Origin of the sequence: Nonomuraea sp. NPDC049480 (genome assembly GCF_044465905.1) — a bacterium.
Lineage (GTDB): Bacteria > Actinomycetota > Actinomycetes > Streptosporangiales > Streptosporangiaceae > Nonomuraea.
Genome location: NZ_JBITMD010000033.1, coordinates 20,446 through 38,360 on the forward strand (window position 1 = coordinate 20,446; position 17,915 = coordinate 38,360).

The window sequence follows — 17,915 nt, forward strand, 5'->3', positions numbered from 1 at the left end:
GCGAGTGGCCGCCGGGGCTTGTCAGTGCCGGGTGCGGAGGCGGCCGGCGAGGATCGCGGCGGGGGCGATCATCAGGAGCAGGGCGAGCGCGGCGAAGCCGTGGGCGAGGGTGGCGGCCGAGGCGACGGCGGCGACCAGGAGCGGGCCGCCCGCGTCGCCCAGCTCGCGCCCGAGCTCGGCCGTCCCCATGGTCTGCCCGAGCCGCTCCTGCGGCGTCGAGGCGGCCAGGGCGGCGAAGCCCAGGGGCGTGATCAGCCCGGTGCCCACGCCGATCAGCACGGCCGACGCCAGCACACCCGGCAGCCCCGGCACCATGGCGAAAGCCACCCCCACGGCGGTGATCGCGAGACCGGCGGCGAGGCCCGCACGAGTGGTGATGCGGCCGGCGTCCAGGGCCCGGCCGGCGGCCGGCTGGACGACGGCGGCGCAGGCGGCCAGGACCGACACCGCGGCGCCCGTGGCGACCGTGCCCAGTCCCGCCGCGGCGCCCGAGACCGGCAGGAAGCCGACGCCGACGGACAGCGCGGCGGTGGCGGCGGCCAGCGCGGCCGTGGGCTGCCAGAACGCACGGTCGGCCAGGCGGCGGGCGAGGTCCAGCACGGTCTGCCGGGCCTTGGGCAGCGGCGGCACGTGCGGGACCGCCAGGGCGGCCCACACCGCCACGGCCGCCGCCAGCACCGCCATCACCCCGAACAGCAGCCGCAGCCCGCCCGCCCACATCAGCACGCCGCCGAGAAGCGGGCCCAGCGTGTAGCCGATGCTCTTGTAGAAGCCGTAGCCGCCGAACGCGCGGCCGTGCTTGGCGGCCGGGTTGAGCCTGGCGACCAGGGCGGAGGCCGACGGGGAGAAGGCCGAGGCGGCCGCTCCCTGGCCGAGGCGGGCGGCCCACAGCCAGCCGGGGCTGTCGGCGAGCGCGTACAGGGCCGAGGCGCAGGCGAAGGCGACCAGCCCGCCCAGCAGCACGGGGCGGGCGCCGATCCGGTCGGCCAGGGTGCCGAAGAGCGGCTTGAGCAGGACCTCGGCGCCGTCGTACAGCGCCAGGAGCCCGCCCAGGACCAGCAGCGACGTCACCGCGTCCGGCGAGAGACCGCCGAGGCTGGCCGCGACGCCGTGGGCGCCGAACGCCGTGGTGAAGCCGGCCGCGTACAGCGGCCACATCCGCCCCCGAGGCGCCGCCTGCGCGGCCGGTGTCCGGGAGGTCGTCATCAGGGACCGCCCTGCGACTGGTGGAGGGCGGCGAAGACGCGTTCGGCGTAGTCCTCGCAGGCCGCGGTGCACGCCGCCAGGCGCTCGGCCGCCTGGGCGGCCTCCGGGGTGCCGAAGACGTCGCGGGCCGTCAGCGCGCGATGCCAGCGCCGCAGCCGTTCCAGCGACTGCTCTTCCTCTTCGAGCTCCGCCAGCGTGAACTTGGCCTGCCGGATCTCCTTGGCCAGCTCCTCCTCATACTTGCCGCAGTCGGCGAGGAACTCGGCCCAGTCCTCGCGGCGGGCGGCCGCGAACATGGCTTGGAGGCGTTCGGAGTCGGCGGGGGTGCGACCGGCCGCGTCCAGCACCACCACCTCTCCCCCGGCCACGCCTGCCAGCTCCACGGCACGCGCCAGCCCGTCGGCGAAGACCGGCACGTCGGGAACCGTCCAGGCGCCCTGCCCCAGGGACACGGCCCCGAGCCGGCGCAGCTCCCGCCACACCGCGACGCGGTGCCGGGAGGGACCGGCGGGCAGCCGCACGAGCAGGACCACCCATCGCACGAGTTCGACCGTCACACCGACAAATGTAGCAAGTGTTACATCTGCCTCGATAGGTGCGGGCCACCGTCATGTCGTGAAGTCCGGCCCAGCGTCGTGCGGCCCGTTCGGTCACCTGTCAGGTCATGCGGCGCCTCATGCGCCGGCGATGTCGTTGGCGGCGACGTAGCCGAACGTCATGGCGGGACCGAGGGTCGAGCCGGCGCCGGCGTAGCTGTGGCCCATGACGGCGGCGCTGGCGTTGCCGGCGGCGTACAGGCCGGGGATGGCCGAGCCGTCCTCGCGCAGCACACGCGCCCGCGCGTCCGTGAGCATCCCGCCCTTCGTCCCGAGATCCCCCGGTACGATCTTGAACGCGTAGAACGGCGGCAGCCACAAGGGCGCCAGGCAGGGGTTCGGCTTGACGAACGGGTCGGCGTAGTAGCGGTCGTACGCGCTGTCGCCCCGGTGGAAGTCGAGGTCCTTCCCGGTCACCGCGAACTGGTTGAACCGCGTGACCGTGCCGCGCAGCGCCGCCGCCGGCACGCCGATGCGCTGCGCCAGCTGCTCGACGGTCCACGCCTGGTGCACGGCGCCGCTGTCGTACCAGGAGGCGGGCAGCGGCAGGAGGGGGGCGACGTCCTTGAACAGATACCGGTTGCGGTAGTTCTGGTCGACGATCAGCCAGGCGGGGATGTGCGGCGCGGCCGGGGTGTTGCGGTCGTACATGACGTGGACGACGTCGCTGTACGGCGCGCCCTCGTTGACGAAGCGGACGCCGTTGCCGTTGACCATGATGCAGCCGGGCAGCGTGCGTTCGGCCAGGCAGAAGTACGCCTCGCCGGGCAGCGGGATCGCGGGCCCCCACCAGGCGTCGTCCATCAGCTCCAGCGCCGCCCCGGCGCGCTCGCCGGCCTCGATGCCGTCGCCGGTGTTCTCCTTGGCGCCGACGGTCCAGCTCGTCCCGACGGGCTGGCGCTGGAACTCGGCCCGCATGGCCGCGCTGTGCTCGAACCCGCCCGAGCCGACGATGACGCCGCGGGTCGCCTTGACCAGCGTCTCCTTGCCGTTCTTGGACACCACCACGCCGGTCGCGCGGCCGCCCTCCAGGTGCAGGTCGACGAGCGGGGTGTTCAGCCACACCGGCACGCCGGCCGTGAGCAGCCCGGCCCGCAGTCCCCCGGCCAGGGCCTGGCCCATGGTCAGCGGCTTCTCGCCGCGTAACGCGGCCTCGGTGCCCCGCAGCAGGCAGGCGGCGGTCACCTCGATCCCCTTCGGGTGGACCGCGCTGAGCGTCAGCCACTTGTAGTCGGCGCTGAAGACGACCATGCCGGCCGGGGCGGGGATGTACGCCGGGTTGAGCCGGCCCAGCTCCGCGCCGAGGACGCGGCCGTCGAGCTGGTCCGGCTCGATGGAGCGGCCGTTCGGCAGCCCGCCGGGGAACTCCGGATAGTAGTCGGAGTAGCCCTCCATGAACCGGAACCGCAGCGGGCTGTTGCGCATCACGAACGAGAGCATGGCCGGACCGGCGGCCAGGAACGCCTGCTGACGTTCGACGGGCACGGTGCCGCCGACGACGCGGGCGAGGTACGCGGCGGCCTTGGCGGGCGTGTCCGGGACGCCGGCGGCCAGGATGACCTCGTTGTTCGGGATCCAGATCCCGGCGCCGGAGCGGGCGGCCGACCCGCCGAACGTCGGCGCCTTCTCCACCACGACCGTACGCAGTCCGCGCTTGGCCGCCGTCAGCGCCGCCGTCATGCCGGCGGCGCCGGCGCCGACCACGACGACGTCGTACTCGACCTGGGCGCGGGCCGGGGCGCCCAGCGCCGCGCCGGTCACCCCGGTCACCAGGGCCCCGCCGGCGATGGCGGCCCCGCGCAGCAGCGCCCGCCGGCTGGGCCCTTCGGGGGTCGGGTTTGCACGGTTCTGCGTCGCATCGGCCATGGCGAGCCAATCCCTTCGGTCGTGGGGCGTTCACGTGGCGTACGGGCGCGCCGGAGCGGCCTCTGGGGCGCTGGGGCGCCGGCCGTGATCGCCAATCGAAGGATCACACCGCATCATGATCGAAGCAAGCGCTTGGGCATGACGTGTTTCGCTGAAACCGGGCGGCTACCAGCCCAGCTCGTCGCAGCCCCGATGATCGGCCGGCTCGACCTGCAGCGTGGCGTGCGCGATGTCGTGGCGCTGCCGCAGCACGTCCCTGGCCCGGTCCAGGACGGCGTGGGTGTCGCCCTGGTCGCCGGCGACCAGGTGGGCGGTGGCGACGTTCATGCCGGAGGTGAGCGTCCACAGGTGCAGGTCGTGCACGTCGCGTACGCCTTCGATGGCCGCCAGGTCGGCCGCCACGGCGGCCGGGTCCATCTCGGCGGGCACGTGCTGGCCCAGGACGGCGAAGACCTGCCGCCCGAGCGATACCGCGCGCACGGCCACGAAGGCGCCGATGGCCAGGGCGACGAGCGTGTCCCAGAACGTCTGACCGGTCGCGGCCACCAGCCAGCCGGCCACGATGACGCCGACCGATCCCGCGGTGTCGGCGACGACCTCCAGATAGGCGCCCTTGACGTTCAGGCTGTCGGCCGCCCCTTTGCGCAGCAGCAGCAGGGCGACGACGTTGACGACCAGGCCGAGCGCGCCGACCACCATCATCGGCCCCGAGGAGACCTCGGCGGGGCCGCCGAGGCGGCCGATCGCCTCGGCCACCACGTAAACGGCGACGCCCAGCATGAGCACCACGGCCAGCAGCGACGCGAACACCTCGGCCCGGTAGGAGCCGTAGCTGCGGCGGCCGGTGGCGTCGGGGCGGGTGGCGATCCGGGTGGCGATCAGCGCCGCGCCCAGGGTGACGACGTCGGCGGCCATGTGCCCGGCGTCCGACAGCAGCGACAGCGAGCCCGACAGCAGGCCGAAGACCAGCTCGACCACGAAGAACGAGCCGATCAGCGCGAAGGCGATCGCCAGGGGCCGGCGGTGGCGTCCGGCGGCGTGGCCGTGCCCGTGTCCCGCGCCCATCAGCGCTCCACTCCGCGCTCGGGGCGGATGAGCCCGGGGTAGATGGGCTCGGTGTGCTCGGTGTGCGCGAGGGCCAGGTCCAGCAGCATCCGCACGTGCGGATCCGCCAGCCGGTAGAACGCCATGCGGCCGGACCGGCGGGCCGCCACCACCCGGTGCGCGCGCAGCAGCCGCAACGCGTGCGAGGCGGCCGACTCGCTCTGGCCGGTCACCGCCGCCAGGTCGCACACGCACAGCTCGCCGTCCAGCAGCGCGACCAGCAGGCGCAGCCGGTTGGGGTCGGACAGCAGGCCGAAGATCTCCGCCGTGCCGGTCAGGTCCCGGGCGGCGGGCATCCGCTCGCGGACCGCCTCGACCCGGTCGGCGTCCACCATTTTGACCGCACAGCCGTCCACGCTTGCCACACGCATATCTGAAGAACTGTTCACATGAGCAGCTTAACAGCGGCACCGGGCGCGCCGTCAACGGCGGCGCGCCCGATGCGGGCGGCCCGGCGGGTCAGGCGGGCGGGCGGACCGACAGGGCGTGGCGGAAGACGTTGCGCGGGTCCCAGCGGGCCTTCACCCGCTGCAGGCGGGCGTAGTTGACCCCGTAGTAGAGCGTGGACCATGGCACGCCGGAGGTGTTCCACGCGGGGTCGGCGTGATCGGTGTCCGGGTAGTTGATGTAGGCGCCGCCGCAGTCGCCCCCGGGCACGGGCACGCCCCCCGTGGCCTCGAACGTCCGCTGATGGAGCCGGCGCACCCACTCCAGGTGCGCGTTCTCGTCCTGTCCCTCGTCCCAGCCGACCAGGTGGATCACCTTGAGGATGGACTGGCGCTCCACAGTGGCGGTCGCCGCCGGCGGCACCGTGTTGACCCGGCCGCCGTACGACAGGAGCCAGAGGATGCCGTTCGACGACATCTCTCCGAGGGCCTCGAAGGCCACGTCCGCCTGCGCGTCGGTGAACGGTTTGCGCAGGTAGGCGGACTTGCCCTTGTAGCGGCCCGACTCCGACTCCGCGCCGAGCGACAGTGTGCGCACCGCCTGGAACCACGGATCCCGCTGGATCGGCGACACCCCCACCTCGGGAGTGACGCCCTCGCCCACCGCGGCGAAAAGGCCGCGCAGGATCTTCTCGGCGCCGGGGACGCCGGCGTCGATCTGCGCGGGCAGGATGATGCCTCCGGGCTGGGGGCCCTCCTTCCTGCCGGTGATCAGCAGGGAGCCCCACAGCGAGACCTGCGGGCTCCCTGGGACGCTGTTGCGCACGTGCCACTCGGCGTAGTTGCGCAGCAGGCGGCGGAACGACTCCTTCGTCATGCCGTCCCACGAGCAGTAGGCCGCGCCCGACAGCACGTGGGCGGGCGGCCTGGGCAGCAGCGTGGCCGGGTCGCCGCCCCTGGCGTCCGGGTCGCGCATCCAGTAGCGGGTCACGATGCCGAAGTTGCCGCCGCCCCCACCCGTGTGCGCCCACCACAGGTCGTGGTTCGGGTCGGCCGGGTTCCTGGTCGCCACCACCGCGCGGGCCCGGCCGGCACGGTCGACCACCACGACCTCGACGGCGTGCAGGTAGTCCACCGTGAGACCGTCGCGGCGCGACAGCGGACCGTACCCGCCGCCCGCGATGTGCCCGCCCGCGGCCACGCCCCCGCATTGACCGCCGGGAATGGTGACGCCCCACCCCAGGTAGAGCTTGCGGTACGCCTGCATCAGCGTGGCGCCGGCCTCGATGGCGAACGCGCCGCGCTCGGCGTCGAAGTACACCTCGGACATCTCACACATGTCGATCACGACCTGCGCGCCGTCGCCGACGAAGTTCTCGTAGCAGTGGCCGCCGCTGCGGACGGTGACGCGGCGGCCGGCGCGGACCGCCTCGTTGACCGCCGCGACGACCTGCTCGGTGGAGCCGACCACGTGGAAGTAGCCGGGCCGCGGGCGGAAGCGGTGGTTCGTCCTGCGGACCGTGAGGTCGTCGTAGCGGGGGTCGCCGGGGCGTACCACGACGGGGCCGAAGGGCGGGTCGCCGGAGGTCTCCGCCAGTGCCGCCGACGGTGTGAGCCCTGCCGTCACGGCCGCGCCACCGAGCGCCGCCGTGCTGCCGAGAAACCCACGGCGCGTGACCTTGCTCATCATTCGCTCCCCCTGCCGCTTGTCCGCAATCTGCGTCTTCGACGCTAGGAGCGCGGGCGTGGCCGGAGAATGCATCCAGATGTACGCGGGGGTGGAGGTAACTACACTCCCGCCGATCGTGCGGCCGCGGGATCCGTGGCATCCGCACGCAGGCCTACGTCCACCGCGCCGGCGCCGGCGCGCGCAGGTGATCCGGCTACTTGGGCCCGTAGGTGTGGACCACGATGCCGGACTTGAACCGGGTCGTGCCGAGCAGGTCCAGGTGGGTGGTGTCGAGGCCGTCGAGGAGCCGGTCGCCGCCCCCGGCGACGGCGGGGAAGATCCAGAAGTGGAACTCGTCGACCAGCCGGTTGCCGATCAGCGTGTGGTCGAGCCGGCCGGTCCCGAACTTCAAGATGTTCTTCCCGGGCTGCCGCTTCAGCTCGGCCACCGCGGTGGCGACGTCGCCCTCGATCAGGGTGCCGTTCCATGCGCCGGCCTCCTTGAGCGTGGTGGACGCGACGTGCTTGGGCATGGCGTTGATCCGGTCGGCGTAGTCGCCCGGCTGCGAGGGCCAGACCTCGGCGAACCCCTCGTACGTCTCGCGGCCCAGCAGCAGCGCGTCGGCGGCGAACAACAGCCCGGCCGCGTACGCGTTGTGCTCCTCGTCCCAGTACGGCGGGCCCCAGACGTGCGGGTCGCTGATGACGCCGTCGAGGGTGACGAACGTGGACTCTATGAGCTTCCTCATGGCGGCTCTCCTCTGATTCGCGTGGCTTTCTTGGACACAAGCCTGCCGTGAGGCCCTTACCGATTCCTTCTCACACACTTAAGGCCGCGCCGTCACCACGCTCCAGGAGCTCGCGGGCCAGCGCCTCGCCCCACCACCGCTCGACCCGGTCGGGCGGCCAGCCGCGTTCCGCGGTGAGCGTGGCGTAGACGTCGATGTTGCAGATGGCCGCGTAGACGTCGACGGCGGCCCGCACGTCGAGCCCGCTCCGCAGGACGCCGGGCGGCCAGCGGGAGAACACCCACACCCGGGTCTCGTCGCCGCGGCGGCGGCCGTCGCGGTAGGCCTCCGCCAGCTCGGGCTCGGTGCGGCCGGCCTCGCGGATCAGCGCGATCACGTCGCCCGCGCGCTCGAACAACCTCCGGTCATAGCCGGCCATCGCGGCGAGTTGCCGCTCCGGGCCCGTCTCCGGGGCCTCCAGTTCCGCCAGCATCTGCGGCGCGTCGGCCGACAGGTCCGCGGCGTCGGCAAGGGCCCGGGTCAGACCGGTTTTGTTGCCGTACGCGGCGTACACGGTCGGCACGGAGACCCCTGCCTCGCGCGCGACATCCCGCACGGTCGTCGCCGCCCACCCCTGAGAGACGAACAGCCGCCGGGCGGCGCGGGCGATCTCCGCCCGGGTCTCCTGCGCCTGCGTCGCCCGGCGCAACGAGTCGTACCGGCGCGAGCCGGGCTCAGCGCTCATGCTGCCTCCAATGACTTTATGAGGGTTATAATGAATATATGTCACGTCAAATCATTAGCTTTTCGCGGATCGCCGGCATCGGCGCCGCCGGCTTCGCCGCGGCGATCGTCCTCGGCAACGTGATCCTGGCGCCCGCCGGCCTGCCGGTCACGGGGTCCGAGATCGGCGAGGTCCAGGCGTTCTTCAGCGCCAAGGGCGACCTCGTCGGCGTCGCCTCCCTGCTCGGCCCCGCCACCTGGGTGCTTGCCACGTTGTTCGGAGCGGGCGCGGTAGCCGCGCTGTGGCGGTCCGAGCGCGAGCGGGGCGAGGCCTGGTCGCTGGCCGGATTCGCCGGCCTGCTGCTGCAGAACACCACGTTCACGGGCGTCATGGCGACCCGCCTCGCGCTCACGTCCACCGCCGGGCACGACGGCAGCGCGACCACGGGATTGTGGGCGCTGCACGACGCGCTGTTCGGCCTCAACGGCACCTTTCTGGCGCTCGCCCTCGTGGGGTTGTCCGTCAGCGGCCTGCGCTCCGGCCTCATCCGGCGCTGGCACGCGACCTTGGGGCTGGCGGCGGCCGCGCTGCAGTTCACGAGCGCCACTCTGACCTCCGTCATCATGGATGAAGCCGGCCCTCTGGGCCTCATCGGGCTGGCCGGGTGGCTGATGTGGGTGGTCTGGCTCGGGGCGTGGGGCCTTGCCCTGATCCGTCTCGCCCCGGCCCCGCGGGTCCAGCCGGCGGGCTGACCTCACAACGCGAAGGCCGCGCGTACGGCCTGCGCGATCTGCCGCTGCACCGGATCGGCGGCCGGGCCGAACAGGTGCTCGTCCACCTCGGCCACCGCCTGCTTGGCCCGCTCCAGGAGGCGGGCGCCCTCGGGCGTGACCTCGATCGTGGAGGCGGACCCGGCCCGGGCGGTGTGATCGTGTACCAGTCCCGCGCCGACCAGCGCCTTCACCGCCGTGTGCACGCTCTGCACCGTGGTCCCCGACATCCGCGCCAGGTCGCTGAACGACACCCCGGGCACCACGGCGATGTGGCCGAGCAGCCCGAGCCTGCTGACCGTGAGCTCCAGCGGCGCGAGAGCGGCGTTGAGCTCGGTCTCGATCCGGCGCGCCAGCGTCAGCAGGATGATGGAAGGGCTCGTCACGGGCGGGCCGGGACGATCGTTCTCGATGCTCACCACTCCAGTCTCCCCTACCGCGCCGGTCACCGGCCGGTCAGCGCGGGTCGCGGCGCAGGGGGTGGCCGGGCGGGACCTGGACGAGGACGATGCGATGGCCGTCGGGATCGGCGATCCACGACTCGATGAGTCCCCAGGGCTCCTCGCGGGCCTCGCGCAGTACGGTGACGCCGGCCCGGCGCAGGCGTTCCTCCTCGGCCGCCACGTCGCGTACCTGCAGCCAGAGCGCCACCCCCTGGCCGGCCCCGTCGTCGGACTTCCCGGAGAGCTCCAGGAAGCCCTGGCCCAGGAAGAACACCGTGCCGGGATGGTCGGCGGGCCCGAACTCGCGGTAGACGGCCAGGCCGAGCGTCTCGGCGTAGAAGCGGCGGCTGCGCGCGAGATCCCTCGGGCGCAGCAGCACGCGGCTGCTCAGCACCTCCATGCCGCACCTGTTCCCCGGCAGGCAAGGCGCATCCCGCGGCTTGAAGGGATCTTCACGGTCTCTTGCCCAGCACGCCCATCGGGGACGGGAGGAGGTCGCCGGCCTGGAACCGGCGCAGGGTCATCGCACATCCCAGGGGTCGTTGGAGGGATCTCTACTACAGCGTGTAATGCTCCATCGTGTAGTAGACGCCCTTGGCGGAAACGCCGTGGACGGGTTCCCGTCCGGATCCGGGGGTGCCGCGGCGGCGGGCGGCCATCGTGGCGGGGCCGCGCACGGCGTCCGGGGAGTCCCGGGACGCCCGGACGCGCCCAACCTGGCAGAATGCCCGTCACGAACACAGAGAGCGAAAGGACGGGACCAGACGTGGCGGCCGAGCCCTCAGAACGCCAGCGCGACAAGGCATCCGCCAGCGCCCGCTCGCTGCTGCTGACGGTGCTGGGCGAGTTCGTGCTGCCGCGGCGGGGCGAGGTCTGGACCGGCACCCTGGTCGCGGCGCTCGGCGCGCTGGGCGTGGAGGAGAAATCCGCCCGCCAGGCCCTGGCCCGCACCGCGGCCGAAGGGCTGCTCACCTCCACCCGGCACGGCCGCCGGGTGCGCTGGAGCCTCACCGACGCCGCCGACCGGCTGCTGCGCGAGGGCACGGAGCGCATCTACGGCTTCATGCGCAAACCACACGACTGGGACGGCCGCTGGCTCGTCCTGACCGCCGGCGTGCCGGAGACCCAGCGGCAGCTGCGGCACCGGCTTCGCACCAAGCTCACCTGGCTCGGGCTCGGCTCCCCCGCCCCCGGCCTGTGGGTGATCCCGGACGCGGCGAAGGCCGGTGCGGTCCGGGACGTGGTGCGCGAGCTCGATCTCGGCGACCGCGCGTACGCCTGGACCGGGACGTCGGCGGACATCGGCGACACCACCTCGCTGATCAGCGCCGCATGGGACCTCGACGACGTGGAGAAGCGCTATCTCGCCTTCATCGAGCGCTTCGAAAGGGTGACGGTGTCCGCCAACCGGGAAGCGTTCGTCAACCAGGTGCTGCTCATCCAGGAATGGCGGCGCTTCCCGTTCCTGGACCCCGACCTGCCCGCCGAGCTGCTGGATCACGACTGGCCTGGCCCGCGGGCCGCGACGGTCTTCCACGACCTGCGCAACCGGTGGCACCGGCGCGCGCAGGCCGAGTGGGACCAGATGGACGAGGACGCCGCCGCCCGTACCTAGCGGGTGACCAGGCTGATCATTCGGAGCAGAGCAGGCGGGCCACGCGCACATCCGTGATCAGGATGTTCACCCAGCCACCCTCGAGGGCGGCCTTGATCGCGGACACCTTGCGCATGCCGCCGGCGACCCCCACCCGGCGCTCGACCGCGCGGAACGTCTGCGCGTCGATGCCGATGACCCGCTGGTCGAAGCCGGAGTCGACCGGCTTGCCCGTGGCGTCGAAGAAGTGCAGGCACACATCGCCCACGGCGCCCAGCCCCCGCAGCTCCTCCTCATCGGCACCGCTGACCGCGTTGCCGCTGCTGAGCAGCAGGGGCGAGGGTTCGAGGCTGCCGATGCCGACGAGCACGACCGTGAGCTCCCGCCACTGCGCCTGGACCTCCTGGATGCTCGGGTCCTGCAGCAGCGCGTCGCGGATCGCGGTGGTCGCGACCACGCCGGGCAACGGCACGAAGACCGGGCGGGCGTAGGTGAGGTTGGCCAGGCGGGCGACGAGCCGGGTGGCGTGCACCTGCGCCTCGGGGCTGCCGACCCCGCCGACGAGCTGGATCACGCGGTCGGCGACCTGGATGTTCTTCTGCGGCATGCGTTCCACCATGGCGAGGAGGGTCTCGCTCCACGAGGAGATGCCGATCACGTCGCCGCCGGTGAAGGTGACGCCCAGGTAGGCGGCGGCCGCCGAGGCCAGCGGCGGGATCACGTCGTCCTGGAACTCCTCGACGTCCACGACGACGGCGTCGCGCAGCCCGTAGCGGCGCTGCAGCTCCTCCTCCAGCTCGGTGTGCACCCCCTCGGGCAGAGTGACCACCGTGCGGACCAGGCCCCGTTCGACCGCCTCCTTGAGCAGGCGGGACACGCGCGGCTGGGAGATGTTGAGCGTGGCGGCGATCTCAGGCTGGCGCATGCCCTGCTCGTGGTACATGCGCGCGACCCGCGCAAGGAGCCGCAGGTGATCCTTGGTCGTGTCGCGCCTGCGTTCCGCGTTCTGGACCACCGCGCACCGCCTTTCCTCGACGCCGACTTTCCATTCACGCCTTGATTGTCGATTCAGCCTAGTGTCCAGACTGAGGCGTCAGGGCCGGGACTTGCGCACGGCCGCGTGCCAGCCGGCCTTCCTGGCCGCGCGGCAGGGCTCGTCGAGGGCCGGCTCGAACACGTCGGCGGGCCGCGGCCGGCTCTCCAACCGCTCGACCGTCCACATTCCGGCCGCCAGCCCGGCGGCGTCGGCCACGCCGAGGCACGACAGGTCGTGCTCGCCGGAGCGGGCGACGGTGCGGCCGCTGAGGTCGGCCTGCAGCCGCATCAGCCGGGTGCTGCGGGTGAGCCCGCCGTCGGCCATGAGCACCCGCACCCGTCCGGCGGCCTGCTCGATCGCCGCCACCACGTCTTCCACCTGGAAGGCCACGGCCTCCAGGGCGGCGGCGACGAGCTGAGCGCGCCTGGTGCCCAGCGACAGGCCGGTCACCACGGGAGCGGCGTCCGGCTCCCACCACGGGGCGCCGAGCCCGCCGAACGCGGGCACGAAATGCACGCCGTCCGGCTCGGCGCCCTCCGCCTCCGCCAGCAGCGCGCCGGTACGGACGCCGAACAGCTCGCTCAGCCAGCTGATCGTCCGCCCGGTCGCCCGGATGTTGCCCTCGACGCCGACCACCGGCCCGTCACCCAGGTCCCAGGCGACGCTGCGGCACAACCCCGGCGCCTCCCCGCCGTCGCCGACGGCCATCACCGACGAGCCGGTGCCGTACGTGGCCTTGACCACCCCGGGCCGCCACCCGGCATGGGCGAACATGGCGGCGTGCGAGTCCCCCATGACCGCCAGCACCGGCACCCCGTCCGGCAGCGGCGCGAGGCCGCGGACGGCGGGAAAGGGACCGGTGGAGGCGACCACCCGCGGCAGCACCTCGCGCGGCACCCCGAACAGCTCCAGCAGCCGCGGATCCCAGTCCCCGGTCCGGAGGCCGAGCAACTGCGTACGCGAGGCGTTGCCGATCTCGATCACGTGCTCCCCGCCCAGGCGGCTGAGCAGCCAGGAGTCCACGGTCCCCAGGCAAAGCTCGCCCGCGCGGCGCCGGTCCGGGTCGTACGCGTCCAGCAGCCAGCGTGCCTTGAGCGCCGAGAACATCGGGTCCAGAGGCATCCCGCTCACCGACCGCACCAGCTCGGCGGCCCCGGTGGCGGCCAGCTCGCGGCAGCGGGCGGCGGTGCGCTGGTCCTGCCAGCTGACCAGCGGCCCGGCCGGCCTGCCGGTGCGGCGCTCCCACAGCACCAGCGACTCGCGCTGGTTGCTGAACCCCACCCCGGCGACCCGATGGGCCTGCGCGGGATCGACGCAGTCCGCGACCGCCTGCCGCACGCTCTCCCACAGCTCGCCGGCGGACTGCTCCACCCAGCCTGGCCGGGGCTGCGCCTCGGTGACCGGGACGACGGCACGCGAGACGACCTGGCCCGCCTCGTCCACGAGGAGCGCCTTGGTGGAGCTGGTGCCCTGGTCGATGGACAGGATGAGCGGGCTAGCCATGGCCCAGCAGATCCCTGACGGCGGCGACGATGCCGTCGGCGGACAGGCCGAAGTGGTCGAGCAGGAACGCGGTGTCGCCGGTGGGCGCGAACACACGCGGCACGCCGAGGATCCGCATCGGCACGGGGTGGCGGGTGACGACGGTGGCCGCGACGGCCGCGCCGAGCCCGCCGCTGATCGTGGCCTCTTCGGCGGTGACGATGCCGCGGGTCTCCCGCGCGGCCGCGACCACGGCGTCCTCGTCCAGCGGGTCGAGGAAGGGCATGTTGAGCACCCGCGCCGAGACGCCCTCCGCGCGCAGCAGGGCCGCCGCCCGCAGGGCGCGGGAGGTCAGCGAGCCGATCGCGATCACCGTGACATCGTCGCCGTCGTGCAGGAGCACCGCGCGGCTCGGCTCGAACGGCGCGTCCTCAGGCGTGACGACGGGGACCTTGAAACGCGGGATGCGGATGTAGCCGGGCCTGCCGGAGGCCGCCGCCCAGCGCACGGCCGACCGCGTCTGGACGGGATCGGCGGGGACGATCACGTCGAGGCCGGCGATCGCCCGCATCCACGACAGGTCCTCGATCGAGTGGTGCGTGGGTCCCAGCTCGCCGTACGCCATGCCGGGGCTCTGGCCGCACAGCACCACGTGCGCCTGGCTGTAGGCGACGTCCGCCTTGATCTGCTCCAGGGCCCGGCCGGTGAGGAAGGGCGCCGCCGCGCACACGAACGGGATCTTGCCCGCGTTCGCCAGGCCCGCGGCGACCCCGACGAGGTTCTGCTCCGCGATACCGACGTTGATCAGCCGGTGCGGGTAGCGCTCCCGGAACCCGACGAGGTTGCTGGAGCCCACGGAGTCGTTGCACACGGCCACGATCCGCTCGTCCCGCGCGGCCAGGGCGAGGAGCTCGTCGGCGAAGTCCTGCCGGCAGTCGAAGACCGCCCGCTGCTCGGTCAGCGTCATCCCGCCAGCTCCGCGAGCGCCGCCGCCACCTGATCGGGGCTGGGCACCTTGTGATGCCACTCCACCCGGTCCTCCATGAACGACACACCCTTTCCCTTGATCGTGTTGGCGATGACGGCGACGGGCCGGCCGCTGGACGAGCCGTCCAGCGCCTGGAGGAGGGCCAGATGATCGTGACCGTCGATCTCCCGTACCTCCCAGCCGAAGCTGCGCCACTTGTCGCCCAGCGCGCCGAGGGCGTTGGTGTCCTCCGTCCTGGCGCCCTGCTGCAGCCGGTTGCGGTCGACGACCGCGGTCAGCGACGCCAGGCCGTGGTGGGCCGCGGCCATGGCCGCCTCCCAGTTGCTGCCCTCCTGCAGCTCGCCGTCCCCCAGGACGACGACGGTACGCCGGCTCGCGCCGTCTATCGCGGCGGCCAGCGCGCAGCCCGTGGCCACCGGCAGCCCGTGCCCGAGCGCGCCGGTGTTGGTCTCGACGCCGGGCACCTTGATCCGGCTGGGGTGGCCGTTCAACGCGGACAGCGGCGCCATGAACGTCTCCAGCTCCTTCTCGAAGAAGAAGCCGCACTGGGCGAGGGTGGAGTAGAGGGCGGCGGCGCAGTGCCCCTTGCTCAGGACGAACCGGTCGCGTCCGGCCCAGTGCGGGCGTTCGGGATCGACGGTCAGGACGCCGTAGAAGCACGCGACCAGGATGTCGGTGACCGACAGGTCGCCGCCGACGTGTCCCATGCGGGCGCGGTCGATCATGCGGATGATGTTCCGGCGCACCTCGGTGGCCAGCCGCGCCAGCTCGGCCGCGGCGGCGGGCCGGTCAGCCCGGCGAATGCGGGCGGCCGCCTCGCGGTAGGCGGCCGCCCGCGCCGGATCGGCGGGGAGAAGCGCCATCACCGCTCCGCCACGTCTTGAATATCTATTCTGGGCTGACTAGGCATACTTCGAAACTACGGCCCGGCTCGCGCTCATGTCAATGCGGCATCTGTACGCAGCGCCTTGACCGCCCTGTGCCGGGGACGTTACATTCTGCTTGAATATAAAGGCAGAATTGAATATCTATTCGGCAGGAGACGATGCCGCATGGCCGCAGAACCGCTCTTCGGCGCCGGGCTCTGGCACTTCGGCCAGTTCCGCGACCGCTACGCCACCGACGGGTACGGCCCGCCCGTCTCCACGCTGGAGGCGATCGACCGCGCCGGCCAGGTCGGCAGCCTGTCCGTCGTCGACATCAACTACCCGTTCAACCCTCCTGACGTGGAGGTGGAGGAACGACTGAAGGCCAACGGGCTGCGGGCCATCGCGCTGACGCCGGAGATCTACACCAGGAAGTTCAGCCGGGGCGCCTTCACCAACCCCGATCCCGAGATCAGGCGCGCGGCGATCGAGCTGGTCAGCGAAGCCGCCGACCTGGCGCGCCGGCTCGGCTGCGACTACGTCAAGCTGTGGCCCGGCCAGGACGGCTGGGACTACCCGTTCCAGGCCGACTACAAGGCACTGTGGCAGATGTCCATCGACGCGGTGCGGGAGCTCGCCCAGCGGCACCCGGACCTGCGCTTCGCCATCGAGTACAAACCGCGCGAGCCGCGCAACCGCATGACCTTCTCCTCGGCCGCCCGCACGCTGCTGGCCATCGAGAAGATGGACGTACCCAACGTCGGCGTCCTGCTCGACTTCGGCCACTCCCTCTACGGCCTCGAATCCCCCGCCGACGCCGCGCAGCTGATCCTGGAGCATGGCCGGCTGTACGCCATCGACGTCAACGACAACTTCCGCGGCTGGGACGACGACATGGTCGTCGGCTCGATCCACCTGGTCGAGACGTTCGAGTTCTTCCACACCCTGCGCCAGGCGAACTGGCAGGGCGTCTGGCAGCTCGACCAGTTCCCCTTCCGCGAGGACGCGGTCGAGGCGGCCCGCGCCGGCGTCGAGGTCATGCGGACGATCTGGCGCGCGCTGCAGGTCCTCGACGTGGACGCGCTGGCGGAGGCCCAGGCCAGACAGGACGCCCTGGCCGCGCAGCGCATCGCCCGCAGGGCGCTGCTCAGCGCCCAGATAGAGAGCTGACAGACGACATCACGCCCGCCGCCGCCTGGGACGAGGCCGGTCTGCACGGCCCCGCCGACAGCCGCCCCGGCATTCCGGTCGTCTGAGGACGCGGGGGGCCGGATCAGCGGGACGCCGATCGGGTGCGGAGGGTTACAGTCCCTTCCGTGTCCACCAACAGAAAGCCCCGCGTCACCATCGACCACGTGGCGCGCGCGGTGGGGGTCTCCCGCCAGACCGTGTCACGGGCGATCAACAACAAGGCCGAGATCGATCCGGAGACCCGGCAGCGGATCCTCGACACGGCCCACGCGATGGGGTACCGCCCCAGCCGGTTCGCCCGAGGTCTGGTGCGCCAGCACCTGACCACGGTCGGCCTGGTGATCGCAGACGTGCTCAACCCGTTCTTCCCCGAGGTGACCGCGGGCGTGCTGGAAGCCGCCGAGCACCGGGGATGGCAGGTCGTGGTCTACAGCACGGGCAGCGAGCACCGCAAGGAACTCGAGGTCGTGGACATGCTGATCGACCAGGTCGACGTGGGGGTGGCGTTCCTGCTGCACCAGGACGCGATCGGCAAGGCCGCCGCGGCCAATCTGCCGTTCGTCCTGCTCGACAAGGGCGATCGGGCGCCGTCGGTGCCCGGCGTCCGCATCGACTTCGCCTCCGGGGTACGGCAGGGGCTGGCGTACCTGATCGACCGCGGTCACCGCCGGATCGCGATGATCGACGACCTCGCCTACGTCGAGGCGCAGGCGCCCGACCCGCGGCGCGAGCTGTATCTCGAGGTCATGGCGGACCGTGGCCTGCCGGTCGACGGCGGCTGGATCCAGCCCGCGCACAACTCGGTCGAGGGCGGGGCGGCGGCGATGGAGCGGCTGCTGGCGGCGCACCCGGACGTGACGGCGGTGTTCGCGTACAACGACGTGATCGCCATCGGGGCGCAGCGCCGCGCCGTCCAGCTCGGCCTGCGGGTCCCCGGCGACTGCGCCTTCCTCGGCTTCGACGGGCTGAGCATCGGCGAGCTGGTGGATCCGCCGCTGACCACGCTGCACATCGACAAGCGGCGCCTGGGCGAGATCGCGATCGAGCAGGCGGCGCTGCTGCTGGGCGGGCCGGAGGAGCGCGCCGTCGAGGACGCCGTGATCCGGCCGGAACTCGTCGTACGGGGCTCCACATGACCCTGCCTGATTCTCGCCTCACTCGGCCGCCTCACTCTTGACATTGCGGCAGCGTTGGAGGAACGTCTCCGTGAGCGCTCACGTGAGCGATCACGGAGATCCGCCCGGCAGGGACGCCGGCGTCGCAGCCC

General features: G+C 72.7%; 18 protein-coding genes. 4 read left to right on the plus strand and 14 right to left on the minus strand.

The annotated features are described in order from the left end of the window. Positions 1–21: 21 nt before the first annotated feature. The 8 genes from ACIBX3_RS52560 to ACIBX3_RS52595 all read right to left on the minus strand — a co-directional run bounded on the left by ACIBX3_RS52560 (position 22) and on the right by ACIBX3_RS52595 (position 8,299). Positions 22–1,206 (minus strand): MFS transporter, encoded by a 1,185-nt coding sequence (locus ACIBX3_RS52560; protein ID WP_397128309.1) that lies wholly within the window; start codon positions 1,204–1,206, stop codon positions 22–24. Further along, positions 1,206–1,763, minus strand: coding sequence for a Chromate resistance protein ChrB (locus ACIBX3_RS52565; protein ID WP_397128310.1), 558 nt, complete (start codon positions 1,761–1,763; stop codon positions 1,206–1,208). Before ACIBX3_RS52565 ends, ACIBX3_RS52560 begins: the two co-directional genes overlap by 1 nt. 117 nt (positions 1,764–1,880) lie before the next feature. Beyond that, complete coding sequence (gene kstD / locus ACIBX3_RS52570) at positions 1,881–3,668, minus strand: 3-oxosteroid 1-dehydrogenase (protein ID WP_397128311.1); 1,788 nt, start codon at positions 3,666–3,668, stop codon at positions 1,881–1,883. 165 nt (positions 3,669–3,833) lie between these two features. Then, a complete protein-coding gene (locus ACIBX3_RS52575; protein ID WP_397128312.1) occupies positions 3,834–4,733 on the minus strand; it encodes a cation diffusion facilitator family transporter in 900 nt (299 codons plus the stop codon). Next, the gene (locus ACIBX3_RS52580) at positions 4,733–5,143 is read right to left on the minus strand and encodes an ArsR/SmtB family transcription factor (protein WP_397128313.1); all 411 of its coding nucleotides are present in this window, start codon (positions 5,141–5,143) and stop codon (positions 4,733–4,735) included. The genes ACIBX3_RS52575 and ACIBX3_RS52580 overlap by 1 nt, the downstream gene beginning before the upstream one ends. Positions 5,144–5,231: 88 nt before the next feature. After that, positions 5,232–6,845, minus strand: coding sequence for an FAD-binding oxidoreductase (locus tag ACIBX3_RS52585; RefSeq protein ID WP_397128314.1), 1,614 nt, complete (start codon positions 6,843–6,845; stop codon positions 5,232–5,234). Between the two features lie 196 nt (positions 6,846–7,041). After that, complete coding sequence (locus ACIBX3_RS52590) at positions 7,042–7,575, minus strand: dihydrofolate reductase family protein (protein ID WP_397128315.1); 534 nt, start codon at positions 7,573–7,575, stop codon at positions 7,042–7,044. A 70-nt stretch (positions 7,576–7,645) separates the two neighbouring features. Next, on the minus strand, positions 7,646–8,299 hold the full coding sequence (locus ACIBX3_RS52595) for a TetR/AcrR family transcriptional regulator (protein WP_397128316.1): 654 nt from the start codon (positions 8,297–8,299) through the stop codon (positions 7,646–7,648). Positions 8,300–8,337: 38 nt separating this feature from the next. On the opposite strand from ACIBX3_RS52595, the gene ACIBX3_RS52600 reads away from it, so the two are divergent. After that, on the plus strand, positions 8,338–9,030 hold the full coding sequence (locus ACIBX3_RS52600) for a hypothetical protein (RefSeq protein ID WP_397128317.1): 693 nt from the start codon (positions 8,338–8,340) through the stop codon (positions 9,028–9,030). Between the two features lie 2 nt (positions 9,031–9,032). Here ACIBX3_RS52600 and ACIBX3_RS52605 read toward each other — a convergent pair whose 3' ends face one another. Together ACIBX3_RS52605 and ACIBX3_RS52610 are read right to left on the minus strand one after the other, a co-directional pair. Further along, a complete protein-coding gene (locus ACIBX3_RS52605) occupies positions 9,033–9,467 on the minus strand; it encodes a MarR family winged helix-turn-helix transcriptional regulator (RefSeq protein WP_397128318.1) in 435 nt (144 codons plus the stop codon). Positions 9,468–9,504: 37 nt separating this feature from the next. Further along, entirely contained in the window at positions 9,505–9,891 is a 387-nt protein-coding gene (locus ACIBX3_RS52610; protein WP_397128319.1) for a VOC family protein, read from the minus strand. Positions 9,892–10,257: 366 nt separating this feature from the next. Between ACIBX3_RS52610 and ACIBX3_RS52615 the strand changes: the two genes are divergently transcribed. Beyond that, complete coding sequence (locus tag ACIBX3_RS52615; protein ID WP_397128320.1) at positions 10,258–11,106, plus strand: PaaX family transcriptional regulator C-terminal domain-containing protein; 849 nt, start codon at positions 10,258–10,260, stop codon at positions 11,104–11,106. A gap of 16 nt (positions 11,107–11,122) precedes the next feature. Here ACIBX3_RS52615 and ACIBX3_RS52620 read toward each other — a convergent pair whose 3' ends face one another. The 4 genes from ACIBX3_RS52620 to ACIBX3_RS52635 all read right to left on the minus strand — a co-directional run bounded on the left by ACIBX3_RS52620 (position 11,123) and on the right by ACIBX3_RS52635 (position 15,454). After that, positions 11,123–12,100 carry a sugar-binding transcriptional regulator gene (locus ACIBX3_RS52620; protein ID WP_397128321.1) on the minus strand — a complete coding sequence of 326 codons (978 nt, stop codon included), beginning with the start codon at positions 12,098–12,100 and terminating at the stop codon, positions 11,123–11,125. 78 nt (positions 12,101–12,178) lie between these two features. Then, entirely contained in the window at positions 12,179–13,624 is a 1,446-nt protein-coding gene (locus ACIBX3_RS52625; protein ID WP_397128322.1) for a glycerol kinase, read from the minus strand. After that, positions 13,617–14,570, minus strand: coding sequence for a transketolase family protein (locus tag ACIBX3_RS52630; protein WP_397128323.1), 954 nt, complete (start codon positions 14,568–14,570; stop codon positions 13,617–13,619). Before ACIBX3_RS52630 ends, ACIBX3_RS52625 begins: the two co-directional genes overlap by 8 nt. Next, positions 14,567–15,454 carry a transketolase gene (locus ACIBX3_RS52635; protein ID WP_397128324.1) on the minus strand — a complete coding sequence of 296 codons (888 nt, stop codon included), beginning with the start codon at positions 15,452–15,454 and terminating at the stop codon, positions 14,567–14,569. Before ACIBX3_RS52635 ends, ACIBX3_RS52630 begins: the two co-directional genes overlap by 4 nt. Positions 15,455–15,643: 189 nt before the next feature. Here ACIBX3_RS52635 and ACIBX3_RS52640 point away from each other — a divergent pair, with 189 nt between their 5' ends. Both ACIBX3_RS52640 and ACIBX3_RS52645 read left to right on the plus strand, forming a co-directional pair. Continuing rightward, a complete protein-coding gene (locus ACIBX3_RS52640) occupies positions 15,644–16,627 on the plus strand; it encodes a TIM barrel protein (protein ID WP_397128325.1) in 984 nt (327 codons plus the stop codon). A gap of 146 nt (positions 16,628–16,773) precedes the next feature. Then, entirely contained in the window at positions 16,774–17,784 is a 1,011-nt protein-coding gene (locus tag ACIBX3_RS52645; RefSeq protein ID WP_397128326.1) for a LacI family DNA-binding transcriptional regulator, read from the plus strand. Positions 17,785–17,915 lie beyond the last annotated feature (131 nt).